Origin of the sequence: Lacibacter sp., assembly GCF_035299325.1 — a bacterium.
In the GTDB taxonomy this organism is placed as follows: domain Bacteria; phylum Bacteroidota; class Bacteroidia; order Chitinophagales; family Chitinophagaceae; genus Lacibacter.
Map to the genome: position 1 here is coordinate 18669 of NZ_DATGWT010000025.1, position 13089 is coordinate 31757.

At 40.8% G+C, this 13089-nt stretch carries 10 protein-coding genes; 8 read left to right on the plus strand and 2 right to left on the minus strand.

The window, feature by feature from the left end:
• Positions 1–36: 36 nt before the first annotated feature.
• The gene (locus VK159_RS14115) at positions 37–1071 is read right to left on the minus strand and encodes a N(4)-(beta-N-acetylglucosaminyl)-L-asparaginase (RefSeq protein ID WP_324230797.1); all 1035 of its coding nucleotides are present in this window, start codon (positions 1069–1071) and stop codon (positions 37–39) included.
• Between the two features lie 133 nt (positions 1072–1204).
• Between VK159_RS14115 and VK159_RS14120 the strand changes: the two genes are divergently transcribed.
• Positions 1205–1597 carry a hypothetical protein gene (locus VK159_RS14120; RefSeq protein ID WP_324230798.1) on the plus strand — a complete coding sequence of 131 codons (393 nt, stop codon included), beginning with the start codon at positions 1205–1207 and terminating at the stop codon, positions 1595–1597.
• 142 nt (positions 1598–1739) lie between these two features.
• On the opposite strand, the gene VK159_RS14125 is transcribed toward VK159_RS14120, so the two are convergent.
• Entirely contained in the window at positions 1740–2351 is a 612-nt protein-coding gene (locus VK159_RS14125; protein ID WP_324230799.1) for a tRNA-(ms[2]io[6]A)-hydroxylase, read from the minus strand.
• 375 nt (positions 2352–2726) lie between these two features.
• On the opposite strand from VK159_RS14125, the gene VK159_RS14130 reads away from it, so the two are divergent.
• From VK159_RS14130 to VK159_RS14160, 7 genes are all read left to right on the plus strand, one after another.
• Positions 2727–5171: a penicillin acylase family protein gene (locus tag VK159_RS14130; protein WP_324230800.1), complete on the plus strand. Its 2445-nt coding sequence runs from the start codon at positions 2727–2729 to the stop codon at positions 5169–5171.
• A 54-nt stretch (positions 5172–5225) separates the two neighbouring features.
• On the plus strand, positions 5226–5585 hold the full coding sequence (locus VK159_RS14135; RefSeq protein WP_324230801.1) for a hypothetical protein: 360 nt from the start codon (positions 5226–5228) through the stop codon (positions 5583–5585).
• Between the two features lie 145 nt (positions 5586–5730).
• Positions 5731–8196: a DUF5686 and carboxypeptidase regulatory-like domain-containing protein gene (locus VK159_RS14140; protein WP_324230802.1), complete on the plus strand. Its 2466-nt coding sequence runs from the start codon at positions 5731–5733 to the stop codon at positions 8194–8196.
• A 273-nt stretch (positions 8197–8469) separates the two neighbouring features.
• The gene (locus tag VK159_RS14145; protein WP_324230803.1) at positions 8470–9504 is read left to right on the plus strand and encodes a rhodanese-related sulfurtransferase; all 1035 of its coding nucleotides are present in this window, start codon (positions 8470–8472) and stop codon (positions 9502–9504) included.
• A gap of 51 nt (positions 9505–9555) precedes the next feature.
• Entirely contained in the window at positions 9556–10335 is a 780-nt protein-coding gene (locus VK159_RS14150) for a M90 family metallopeptidase (protein WP_324230804.1), read from the plus strand.
• A gap of 261 nt (positions 10336–10596) precedes the next feature.
• Positions 10597–11706 carry a serine hydrolase domain-containing protein gene (locus VK159_RS14155; RefSeq protein WP_324230805.1) on the plus strand — a complete coding sequence of 370 codons (1110 nt, stop codon included), beginning with the start codon at positions 10597–10599 and terminating at the stop codon, positions 11704–11706.
• A gap of 23 nt (positions 11707–11729) precedes the next feature.
• A complete protein-coding gene (locus tag VK159_RS14160; RefSeq protein WP_324230806.1) occupies positions 11730–12911 on the plus strand; it encodes a threonine aldolase family protein in 1182 nt (393 codons plus the stop codon).
• Positions 12912–13089: the final 178 nt, after the last annotated feature.

Sequence of the window (13089 nt, forward strand, 5' to 3'; positions counted from 1 at the left end):
AACACTAAACCTTGAACGTAAAACTTTAAACTTTTATTAAAACCAACTTTTTACATCAAGTGCTTGTTCCATTTTGTTATTACGAACAGCCATAGAGAATTTTTTCATCACCGAAAAACCTCCAAACTCACCTTTCTTATTAATGGCAATAAATCCACCCTGCACATTTTTTGCTTTGTCGCCATTGTTTTTTACAATACGTCGCACTGCTTCTTTGCAGGCTTCTTCAGGACTTGCACCGTGCCGCATCATTTCAACAATAGTATGTGCGCCACATACTTTTACAATTTCCTCACCAATACCTGTGCAGGTGGCGGCGCCTACTTCGTTATCAACAAACAGACCTGCACCAATAATGGGGGAATCACCCACACGGCCTCGCATTTTAAACGCCATGCCGCTTGTGCTGCAGGCACCGCTCAGGTTTCCTTTTGCATCAATGGCAATCATACCAATGGTATCGTGGTTCAATACTTCCGAAGGCCAGTTGTATAACATGGCTTCGTCATTGTTTTTCTCCCGTTCAATTTTTTCTTCAAGATCTTTCATGGTACGCATGGGATCATACTTGGAAGTTTTCAACCACTCTTTCCATGCTTTTTCTGCTTCCGGTGTAAGCAGGTTCATTCGTTCAAAACCTTTACTTAAGGCAAATTGCAAAGCACCTTCACCTACAAATTGCACATGAGGTGTTTGTTCCATTACCAGCCTTGCCACTTTAACCGGGTGCAAAATATCTTCGAGCCCCATTACAGAGCCGCATTGTCCTTTTTCGTCCATTACGCAGGCATCAACCGTTACTCGGCCATCACGATCGGGCAGTCCGCCATAACCCACACTTGTATCAGTTGGGTCGGCTTCAGGGATCATAACGCCGGCTTCTACCGCATCGAGGGCACGCCCGCCTTTACTTAATACTTCCCATGCTGCTTTATTGGCTTTCATATTTGGAGACCATGTACTAAGCACCACAGGCCCTTCGAACTGCGAATCGGCACCCAAACAGCTTTGGCTTGATAATAAGGCAGTTGAGAGTCCGGTCAACTGTATAAATTTTCTTCTGTCGAGCATTGGATGATATGTTAATGAGCGGTGAATGTATGATGATTTTAAAATTTTCCAAGCGTTCAATTAAACCTTCTTTACGGTCTGCGGTCTGTAAATACGTATCTGAAAACAAAATAAAAAACTTAAAAATCACCACATGAAGAAGCTTATCATTTTATCCGTAGTTGCAATGGCAGCCTTTATTCTTTCAATTAATGAATCAGCTGCACAAACCAGGCGCAAGCTTGACCGAAAAGAAAACCGTGTTGACCGTCGTGAAGACGTTCGTGACCGCAAGGAAGATGTGCGTGACCGACGTGAAGATGTAAAAGACCGCAGAGAAGACATTCGTGATCGCAGAGAAGATGTACGGGATGCGAAACATAACGGTGGCCGCAGAGATCTTATAGAAGATGTTCGTGACCGTCGTGAAGATGTAAGAGACCGTAAAGAGGATGTACGTGATCGTCGTGAAGATGTAAAAGATCGCAAAGAAGACGTACGTGACCGTAAGGAAGATCGCAGAGACCGTAAGCGTGGCCGTTTCTAATCATATAAAACCCTATGCTAGTGAACTCTTCCCATACCCGGGGTAACATGAACATGTTACCCTTTTTTTATTTCGTCGGTACCGAAGGTCAGACGGAATAAAAAAATCATTGCTAATCCGTCAGACGAGGGCGTCAGACGGATCAATGAATCCTGTCGCCCCGTATCTCCATTCGTTGCATTAACTCTTTCTCAAACGCCAGCCATTCTTTCCAGCGGTCACGCACTTTCTTTTTAGGAAGATAATGTTCGGCCATAGTAATAAACAAGGTATAATGCCCCGCTTCGCTTTCCATGAATTTGCGGTAGAATTTGCGGAGATAAGCATCGTTCAATCCTTCGCTCAGGCGTTTAAAGCGTTCGCAGCTGCGGGCTTCAATCAACGCCATCGTTAATAATTCATCAAGGAAACGATCATCCACATGTCCGCCTTTTTTCTGAAAGGTCAACAACTCATTTACATAAATATCTTTTCGTTGACGGCCGAGTTTTAATCCACGTTTATGCAGCTCCGCAAGTACGGCACGGAAATGTCCCCATTCTTCGGTTACAATAGGAGCCAGCTCGGTTATGAGTAATTCATATTGGCTGTAACGTTGAATAAGTGTGATGCAGGTGGTGGCAGCTTTTTGTTCGCAATAAGCATGGTCGGTTAAAATATCTTCCAATGAAATGGCTGTAAGATCAACCCATCGTGGATCGCTGGGTAATTGCAGGCCAAGTATATTTTTTACATCAATTGTTTCTTTCTCCATAATGTAAAAATAAAGCTCTCTTCAGGAAGAGAGCTTACTTACTTTAAAAAACCTGCGAATGAAGAGATGTTTATCATAGGTCTGCAACAGACCACGATTAAAAATGAAAGGTGTATTGGTTAGCTGATTGCTGCATCAAAGTGAGCGATTATTTTTAATATGAACAATACCCCAAAGCGGGTATATCCAACATCTTTTTGTTAAGCAATCATGCAACTGCCGGCTGAGATGATTCTACGAAACGGTCGATTATTATTTTATCATGAATTCTCCTGATGTTGGTTTTATAATTAACAATTAATCCTTATTGTTATCAACTAGCTGTTGTGTACATGCTTTTTTTAGCTAATTTTCGTTTTTATACCCCCACTGACTATGCGATTAATTCCATTCCTGCTTGCCACAGCCGTAACCGTTAGTCTGGTGATTGTGCTTAACACAAGAATAGGCCCTGCACCGGCACTCGGAAAATTTTTAAGTCCGCAACACGGTTTTTGGCAGAATGCTGAAAATGCAACACAAAGTTTTACAGAAGAACTCAGCTTTCCGCAACTCATTGGCACTGCAAATGTTTATTTCGATGAACGGTTGGTGCCGCATGTGGTGGCAGAGAACGATGCCGATGCTTATTTTATACAGGGCTATCTGCATGCGAAATTCCGTTTGTGGCAAATGGAATTTTCAACACATGCCGCCGCAGGACGTATCAGTGAAGTGATTGGTGAGCGTGCTGTGAATTTTGATAAAGAGCAACGCCGCATCGGGATGGTATTTGCAGCGGAAAATATGTTGAAGGAGATGGAGGCAAACGAATTCACCAAACTCTCAGTTGACAATTATACAAAAGGTGTGAATGCTTACATTGAATCGCTCTCTGAAAGCGCCATGCCGATCGAATATAAAATACTTGGCTATCAACCTGAGAAATGGAATAATCTCAAGACAGCACTCTTCATCAAACAAATGACCAAGACGCTTGCTTTCTCGGTTGATGATCTTCCATTAACAGCTTTGCGAAAAGTATTCAGTGACGATCAGATCGAAATTCTTTTTCCGCAATTACAGGATTCATTAGATCCGATTGTTCCAAAAGGAACAGTGTTTGATCCGCCTGCCGCAACTGCTGTAGCTCCTGCAAGTGTTGATTCGTTATACTTGCTGAAAAAAGATTCAGCATTGAAAGTGGCAATGGTTGATCAGCCATCAAAAGATAATGGCAGCAACAACTGGGCGGTGAGTGGAACAAAAACAAAAAGTGGCGCACCTATTCTTTGTAACGATCCACATCTTGAATTAAGCTTGCCTGCTATCTGGTATGAGATGCAGATCACCACAAAAAATATGAATGCTTACGGTGTATCGTTCCCCGGTATTCCGGGTGTGGTGATTGGTTTTAACGACAGCATTGCTTTCGGTTTTACCAATGCCGGAAGAGATGTGCGTGATTTTTACGAGATCAAATTTAAAGATGAAACCAAGAAACAATATTGGTTCAATAACGAATGGCAAACCGCACCGCAACGTGTGGAAGAAATAAAAATAAAAGGAAAGCCTTCAGTATTTGATACGGTTGCCTATACAGTGTTTGGCCCCGTTACTTATGATGAAAATTTTTCAACCCCTCTCACAAATAAGAAAGCAATTGCTACACGTTGGATTGCTCACGATCCAAGTAACGAATTGTTGATGTGGCATTACCTCGACCGTGCAAAGAATTACGAAGATTATTACAATGCCATTAAGTACTTTACCGTGCCCGCTCAGAACATGATCTTCGCCAGCAAGCGTGGAGATATTGCTATTTGGCAGCAGGGACATTTCCCGTTGCGTTGGAACAGGCAAGGCTTGTATGTAATGCCGGGTGAAGACAGCAGTTATATGTGGCAGGGAATTATACCTATTGCTGAAAATCCGCACCAGGTAAATCCGGAGCGTGGTTTTGTAAGCAGTGCCAATCAGCGGCCGGTTGATGGAACTTATCCTTATTTTATTCCGGGTGGTTATGATGTATATCGTGGTGTGGAGATCAACCGTCGTTTAACCAGCATGAGCAATATTACGCCGCAGGATATGCAACGTTTACAAAATGTAAATTATAATCCATTGGCCGAAGTGGTAACAAAGCTGATGATGAAATATACTAACGAAGCTGATCTTGGTGCAGATGAAAAACGTTTTTTCACTATGATCAAAACATGGGATCTGCAGAACAATGCCAATTCAAAAGCTGCCACTGTTTTCCAGGTTTGGTACGATAGTCTTGAGCGGAGTGTGTGGTATGATGAATTAACACAGCAGGATTCGGTTATAAGTGTATGGCCTTTTGAAAACACTTTAGCTGATGCATTAACAAGAGATTCCTTGTTTTCATTCATTGATGACATCACTACTCCGGGAACTGAAACAATATTCCAGGTGTTTGCATCATCCTTAAAAAAGGCAACTGCTGAATTGTTGCAAATGGAAAAAGAAAACAAACTGGATTGGGCGGTGCATAAAAACACAACGGTTTATCATATTCTAAAAGATGCAGTAATGCCTTTTGCAAGAAAGGGTTTGCAGACAGGTGGTGGTAAACACATCATCAATGCAACGCAACACAGTCATGGCCCCAGCTGGCGCATGGTTGTACATCTCACCAATGAAACGGAAGCATATGTTGTTTATCCCGGCGGTCAAAGTGGAAACCCTGGCAGTAAGTATTACGATCAGTTTATTGATAAATGGGCTGCCGGTCAGTATTACAAAGCTTGGGTGATGAAGAAAGGAGAGGAGAAGGATGAAAAAGTGAAATGGACAATGACGTTTAAAAAAGCATAATTCGTAACACAGCCGTCTGGCGCCATCGTCTGACGGCTAGAAATAATATCGAACATGAAACTTTTAGTTGCCTTTATACTTACAGCTTTATTAAGTTACGCTGCCGGATTTTATTTACCCTGGTGGAGTATTGCTATTGCTTCATTTGTTGTTGCTGTTGTAATTCCGCAGAAACCGTTTAAAGCATTTCTGGCTGGCTTTCTTTCGTTGTTTTTTATGTGGATCATTCTTGCCTTGTACATCGATATGGGCAACCAGCATATTCTCTCAATGAAGATCGCTGAACTGTTGTTCAAATCACATTCGCATGCGCTCATAATGAGCGTTACAGGTTTGGTGGCAGGATTGGTTGGGGGCTTTGCAGCATTGAGCGGCTCTTACCTTCGGCAAAGTAAACCAGGTACCGTTCAATAAGTAGTGCTGACAGGCATTGAATTGATAAAGTCAATAGGAAAATAAACCTGCTGACCGTTACACATTATCATTACTTTTTTACATAATTCACACCGCTACAAGAATTAGTTTTTTGCTAACAGCAGCAGAAGTATTTTCGTGCAACATGCGCTCCTTATTTCTCTTTCTTTTTAGTGTTTGCAGTTCCGTTTCATTATGGGCGGCAAAGGTTACCGGAACTGTTACCAATCAAAACGGCGAACCGCTTCCTTATTCATCCATTACAGTGAAAGGATCAAAAGATGCAGCTTCTGCAAACAGTGAAGGTGTTTATTTTTTGCAATTGCCTGCAGGTACTTACACCATCATTTGCCGGCATGTCGGGTTTGAGCGGCAGGAAAAAACAATCAGCATCAAAGAAGATGAAGTGCAATTGGATTTTGTTTTGAAAGAACAATCTGTAAGCCTTAGCGAAGTGGTAGTAAAAGCAGGTGCAGAAGATCCGGCCTATGCCATCATCCGTAAAGCAATTCAAAAGCGAAAGGAGCATCTCACTGAAATTAAAAGTTACGAGTGTGAAGTGTACAGCAAAGGCACCATGAGTTTGCGTGATTTTCCTAAAACCTTTATGGGGCAGAAAGTAGATTTTGAAGATGGTGATACCAGCAAACGCAAAATGCTTTATCTCTCAGAAACGGTTTCGAAACTTTCGGTAGATGAACCAGATAAAGTTAAGGTGGACGTACTTAGCACAAGAGTGAGCGGCCAGCGTGATGGTTTTGGTTTTGCAGGAGCACGTTTCTTTTCGTTTTATGATAACAATGTACAGATCAGCAATTCGCTCAACCCAAGAGGATTTATTTCACCGATTGCAGAGAATGCGTTGTATTTCTATAAGTACAAATATGAAGGAGCATTCAGTGAAGATGGGCAACTTATCAACAAGATAAAAGTTATTGCTAAACGTGGATACGAGCCATGCTTTACCGGTTACATCAATATTGTGGAAGATGAATGGCGCATACACAGCCTAGAGCTGATGCTCACCAAACAAAGCCAGATGAATTTTGCTGATACATTACGTATTGAACAACTCTATCAAAAAATTGCTGTGCAACATTGGGTAGTGCAAAGCCAGATATTATATCCTGCTGTAAAGTTTTTTGGCTTTGATGCATATGGGAGTTTTGCCAATGTTTATCGCAACTTTAATACAGAACCTGTGTTCAGCAAAAACTATTTTGATAACACCATTCTTAAATACGAAAAGGGGAGTAATAAAAAACCGATCGAGTATTGGGACAGCATACGTCCGCTTGCGTTGACAAAAGAAGAACAAGTTGATTATGTAAAGAAAGACAGTCTTGAGCAATTGCGTGAAAACCCTGCTTATCTCGATTCGTTGAACAAGGTCAGTAATAAAATTAAGGTGAGCAATATTTTAATCACCGGCAAAACCATCAACAGACAAAGTAAACAACTCAGTTACAATTTTCCTTCCTTGTTACAGGCATCGAGTTTTAATACGGTCGAAGGATTTGTGTTAGATGTGCCTGTTACTATCCGCAAAGAGTATACTGATCGGCGTAACCTCAACATCACACCCAATGTGCGTTACGGTTTTAACACAAAGCAATTTTATGCATGGGGAACTGTACGCTATAACTTCGGCTCACGTTTCTTTTCTTCCGTAAGCATCAGTGGGGGTAAACGTGCATTTCAGTTGAATAATGATGAGCCGATCCTTCCCTTATCAAATACATTCTCAACATTGTTGTACAAGAATAATTTCATGAAGTTGTACCTGGCGAATTATGGCCGCATCAATTTCTCCAAAGGTATTGGGAATGGACTAACGGTAACGGCCAACCTGCAATACCAGGACCGGCATCCGCTTGAAAATACAACCGATTATTCATGGAAGCCAAGAAGCACCCGTCCATACCGTCCTAATTACCCCATTGAATTACAAACGCAAAGTTTTACAGCACACCAGGCAACTATACTCACGCTTGGTGTTAACTTCCAGCCGGGTGCAAAGTATATTGAGTTTCCCGATCGAACGATAAATATTGGCAGCAAGTGGCCAACGTTCAGTGTGCAGTACACAAAAGGAATTGCTGATTTCCTGGGCAGTGATGTTGACTATGATAAATGGCAGGTTGCTATGCGTGATAATCTGAATTTGAAATTGGCAGGCCGTTTTAATTATCGTGTGCAAACAGGCGGGTTTACAAACAGCAACAAATTGTATATCCAGGATATGAAACATTTTCCGGGAAACCGTTTGTTACTGTCAACAGATTTTTTAACTACGTTTCAACTGCCGCAATATTATCAATTCAGCAATGCCGATAAGTTTTACACGGCAGTTTTTACAGAGCATCATTTCAATGGATTTATCACCAACAAAATTCCCGGTATCAAGAAACTCAACTGGCACTTGGTAACCGGTGCATCAGTTGTTTGGTTGCCTCTTCAAACCTATGCAGAATGGCATGTTGGTTTTGAAAACATCTTCCGATTCTTTAGTGTGGATGTTATAACCGGTTACACACAGGGACTCAGGCCACGCACCGAAATACGTTTTGGAACTACGTTCAATATTTTAGGTGGTGGAGGGAATGATTAAGTTTGAATACCGGTTCAGAAAATCAATAGTTTAATTCAAAGTTCTTTCGTTCTGCGTTCTAAGTTGGAAAAGTTCCTCAGCCTTTTCCTTGGACTTTGGATATTGGGTTCTTGTTCCTTTCCCTTGTGCCTTTTTCCTTCTTGGTTTTGGTTCTTGTCCTTTGTCCGATTATCTTTGCGCCAGAATTTGGTTCAGCCTGCAACTGTCCAATTGATTATTAATTATCAGGAGTGTCATTACATCAATGTCATCCTGGTTCAAATTCAAAACACAATGGCCGTTCTACACAACCGTATCTCCCGCAAGGAGCTTAAGGAGCGTATCATTAACGATCCTACACCACGCACCACTATTTCTTTTTATTGTTATTTTAAAATTGAAGAGCCAAAAGCTTTTCGTGACCAGTTGTACAAAGATTTTACTGCTCTTGGCGTTTTGGGTCGAATCTATTTAGCTCACGAAGGCATTAACGCACAGATCAGTTTGCCAACCGGAAATATGGATGAATTCCGTACTTACCTCTACGCTATTGAACCACTCAATGGATTACGTTTGAATGTAGCCGTGGACGATGATGGTAAAAGTTTTTATGTACTTGATATTAAAGTGCGTAACAAAATTGTGGCTGATGGTATTGATGATCCTGCGTTTGATATGGCCAACAAAGGCAAGTATGTAAATGCGGAACAGTTCAACCAACTCACCAGCGATCCCAATACGGTAGTGATCGATATGCGTAATCATTATGAATTTGAAGTGGGGCATTTTGAAAAAGCCATTGAAATACCAAGCGATACCTTTCGTGAACAATTACCCATGGCTGCAGATATGATGAATGCGGATAAAGACAAGAACATCATCATGTATTGCACCGGTGGTATCCGTTGCGAAAAAGCAAGTGCTTATATGCTGCACAAAGGCTTTAAGAATGTGTTTCATCTTGAAGGGGGTATTATCAATTATGTGAACCAGGTAAAAGAAAAGGGGCTTGATAATAAATTCCACGGAAAGAATTTTGTATTCGATCAACGTTTAGGTGAACGTGTAACAGAAGAAATTATTTCCTGCTGTCATCAATGCGGTAAACCAGCCGATACACATGTGAATTGTGTGAACGATGCCTGTCATCTTTTATTCATTCAATGCGATGAATGCAACCAAAAAATGGAAGGCACCTGCAGCAAAGAATGTCATGATTTTATTCACCTTCCTGAAGAAGAACAAAAGCGTTTGCGCAGTGGTATTGACAAAGGCCGCAATGTGTTCAACAAAGCAAAATCAAGGCTGAAGGATTTGAAGGTGGAGTAGGAGTTGCCTTTTCAATTAACATCTGCAGAGAATAAGTTTTATCTTCATTACATGGTACTCGTATTCCAGATCATAACTGTTCTGTTGCTGATCGTGCTCATCATTCTCATTGCATTTCGCATGAGGCGAGCAAAGCTGCACAGCAAATTGCCGGATAATTACAAAGAACTGTTGAATGATTATGTAAAGTTTTACCGTCAACTTGATGACGAGGGAAAAGTGGCATTTGAAAAGCGAATTGAACAATTCATAGCGGCAGTAAAAATTACCGGCGTAAATGCAGAGGTAGAAGATCTTGATAAGATATTAATTGCTGCCGGTGCCATTATTCCTGTTTATGCAATTCAAGATTGGCAGTACATTAACCTGCATGAAGTGTTGTTATATCCCGGTGCATTTAATAACGATTTCGATCAACATGGCGACGACAGGAATATTGCCGGCATGGTGGGCACGGGTGCTTTGCAGAATGTTATGGTAATCACCAAATGGCAACTACGACAAGGCTTCATCAACAACAACGATGCACGCAACACCGCCATCCATGAATTTGTGCACCTGGTTGATAAAATGGATGGAACTGTGGATGGCGTACCAGAAATTATTTTAGAACGCAAGTACACCGGTCAATGGAAGAACCTGATGGAATCAACCATTCAGCAAATGAAAACATACGGATCAGATATTGATTTGTATGGGTCTACCAACACTGCTGAGTTTTTTGCAGTGATCTCTGAATACTTTTTTGAACAGCCGGAATTATTGCAAGCCAATCATCCGGAATTGTTTTACATGCTTAAACGGATTTACAGAACTGAAATAAGTGGCTGACGATACGGTTCAACTACAAATAAATTATTTGCATTTTGGCAATACTTCACTTTTGGTTAACTGAGCAGGAACGGCAGAATACATATATGCCCAGAAAAGCCAACTCAATTTGGCTTTCACATAAGTGACAAGTCAATATTTTCACATTTTTATGTGATTGAAATGGTTGCTTCAGTTTGTTTTCTTTGCTATTGAATAATTGCATCCTGGTTTCTGAGATTAGAGACATGCGTTTCATCCATTGAAATTTTAATGATTGTTATGCCGGAAATACAACAGCTATTAGAGCGTGAGGTAATTGCTGGTAAAACTCCATCTGTTCAGTACTATCTTTTTACAAAAGATGATATACTGGAGGAGTTTCGTTATGGATCAGCAGATGTTGAGAAGAAAATTCCGATAACTGCTGACCACTCATATAACGCATACTCTGTTACAAAAACTTTTACAGCTTTAGCCATACTGCAATTGGCTGAAAGAAAAATATTAGACCTGTGCGATTGTGTTGTTGATTATCTGCCCGATTTTCCATACGGTCATGCTGTTACAATCAGGCATTTGCTGAACCACACAGCAGGTATTCCAAATCCAATTCCATTAAGCTGGATACATCTTGCTAATGAACACCGTTCCTTTAATGCCGCTGCTTTTTTCAAAAGCATTACTGGGAAAAACAAAAAACCAAAATCAAAGCCGGGAGAGCGGTTTGCCTATTCAAATCTTGGATATATTTTTCTCGGACAAATCATTGAAAAGGTTACTGGTAAAAGTTATGAAGATTACGTCAATGAATTTATAATTGACAAATTACCAATAGACAGCAGCGAGTTAGGGTTTGAAACAACTGTTCTCAGTAAGCCGGCCAAAGGCTATCATAAGCGGTTTAGTTTTACAAACCTTATACTTGGTTTGTTTTTAAATAAGCGCAAATACATGGGAAAAGCTGTTGGTAATTGGAAACCCTTTAAACCTTTTTATGTAAATGGTGCGGCCTATGGAGGTTTAATTGGAAAGCCTTCAGCTTTTGTAAAATATGTTCAGGCATTATTGAAATGTGATTGTCAACTTATATCAAGCCCATACAATAAATTGTTATTCCAGGAATACAAGTTGAACAACGGACATAAAACCGGGATGTGTATTTCATGGTTCAAAGGTGAACTCAACGGACGAACATATTTTGCACATGCAGGCGGTGGTGGTGGTTACTATTGTGAGATCAGGATGTATCCTGAACATAATATTGGCAGCGTGGTTTTCTTTAATCGCACAGGAATGAAAGACGAGCGTTTTTTAGATAAAGTGGACGCTTTGCATTTTGTTGAAAGCGAATTGAACACAAGAGCAGACAACTTAATTTATTCGTTGTAATTTGTACTACCAAATCATTTTCTATGTCATCTGTTAACAGAAGAAATTTTCTGAAAGCATCCGGTGTTGCAATACTTCCTGCTTTTGTACCCGCAATTGCAACAGCCTCAACTAACAAAACTGAATCGCCGGCAGATGAGCCCATCATCAAATTTTTTTACGACGGAGAAGATTTTACTCCTTCCATGTATATTAATGAATTACAAAAGATCAATAGTGGAGAAACGATCAAACGTGATTTTTATGGACAGGGCGGTGCTGTAACAGCACTGGAGAAAAAGTTTACAGAAATTACCGGTAAAGAAAAAGCGATTTACATGCCAACGGGTACAATGGCAAATCAATTTGCCATTGCAGTGTTAAGTGGAAATAATACCAAGGTGTTTGTGCAGGATGAAAGTCATGTGTACAGAGATGAAGCAGATGCGGCACAATCTGTATTTCAAAAAAGATTGATGCCATTGGCAAAAGGCAAAACATATTTTACAGCAGCTGATCTGGAAAAGGCAGTAGACGGATTAAAAGGAGAGGAGGTATTCTCCAGTGGTATTGGTGCTGTATCGATTGAAAATCCTGTGCGTAGGATGAACGGTTGTATGGTGCCGCTGGAAGAAATTAAAAAGATCAGTGCGTATTGCAGAAGTAAACAAATAAAATTACATCTGGATGGTGCCAGAATTTTTATGGCATCGGCATGGTCGGGTGTTTCAATTAAAAAGTACGCTTCATATTTTGATACGGTTTATATTTCACTCTACAAATATCTTGGCGCTGCCGGTGGTGCAATTCTCTGCGGCGAGAAAACAGTGATCGATCAAATGCCGCATCTCATGAAGATACATGGCGGTAATATGTTTGGCAACTGGACAAGCGCTGCAATGGCGTTACACAGGTTAGAAGGAATTGAAACACGTTTACAGGAATCAATTAAACAGGCAACCACGCTCTTTACTGATTTGAATAAAACAAAACTCATCAACATATCTACTCTCGATGGAGGTACCAATATTTACCCGGTTGAATTCAGTAAAGAAGTAGATGGCAAAAAAGTACAGGAGTTGCTGGATAAACAATACAAGATCCGGATTGCGCCTCCCAACGAAAAGAATCAAACACAGTTTACCGTTAACGAAACAATTCTTTACCGTGATGCTGCTTCTATAACGGATGCTTTTAAAGAGGCAATAGCAGCAGCAAAACGTTGAGGGTTTGATGATGTTGGCAGCTGCTATGTGCTTTTGGGGTATTGCCGTTTCCTTCCCTTTTTATGAAAACATCCTGTTAAATACTACCGCTCAATCGCTGCACACAATCGCTCTGCATCAAAAAATATTCGATCTTCATTAAACGAATCAGGCAAAAGCCTGTCTCACCCCCAACCCA

Excerpts from the sequence above, each read along its gene's own strand:
- VK159_RS14115 (WP_324230797.1), bottom strand. The coding sequence starts at position 1,071 with ATGCTCGACAGAAGAAAATTTATACAGTTGACCGGACTCTCAACTGCC.
- VK159_RS14120 (WP_324230798.1), top strand. The coding sequence starts at position 1,205 with ATGAAGAAGCTTATCATTTTATCCGTAGTTGCAATGGCAGCCTTTATT.
- VK159_RS14125 (WP_324230799.1), bottom strand. The coding sequence starts at position 2,351 with ATGGAGAAAGAAACAATTGATGTAAAAAATATACTTGGCCTGCAATTA.
- VK159_RS14130 (WP_324230800.1), top strand. The coding sequence starts at position 2,727 with ATGCGATTAATTCCATTCCTGCTTGCCACAGCCGTAACCGTTAGTCTG.
- VK159_RS14135 (WP_324230801.1), top strand. The coding sequence starts at position 5,226 with ATGAAACTTTTAGTTGCCTTTATACTTACAGCTTTATTAAGTTACGCT.
- VK159_RS14140 (WP_324230802.1), top strand. The coding sequence starts at position 5,731 with ATGCGCTCCTTATTTCTCTTTCTTTTTAGTGTTTGCAGTTCCGTTTCA.
- VK159_RS14145 (WP_324230803.1), top strand. The coding sequence starts at position 8,470 with ATGGCCGTTCTACACAACCGTATCTCCCGCAAGGAGCTTAAGGAGCGT.
- VK159_RS14150 (WP_324230804.1), top strand. The coding sequence starts at position 9,556 with ATGGTACTCGTATTCCAGATCATAACTGTTCTGTTGCTGATCGTGCTC.
- VK159_RS14155 (WP_324230805.1), top strand. The coding sequence starts at position 10,597 with ATGCCGGAAATACAACAGCTATTAGAGCGTGAGGTAATTGCTGGTAAA.
- VK159_RS14160 (WP_324230806.1), top strand. The coding sequence starts at position 11,730 with ATGTCATCTGTTAACAGAAGAAATTTTCTGAAAGCATCCGGTGTTGCA.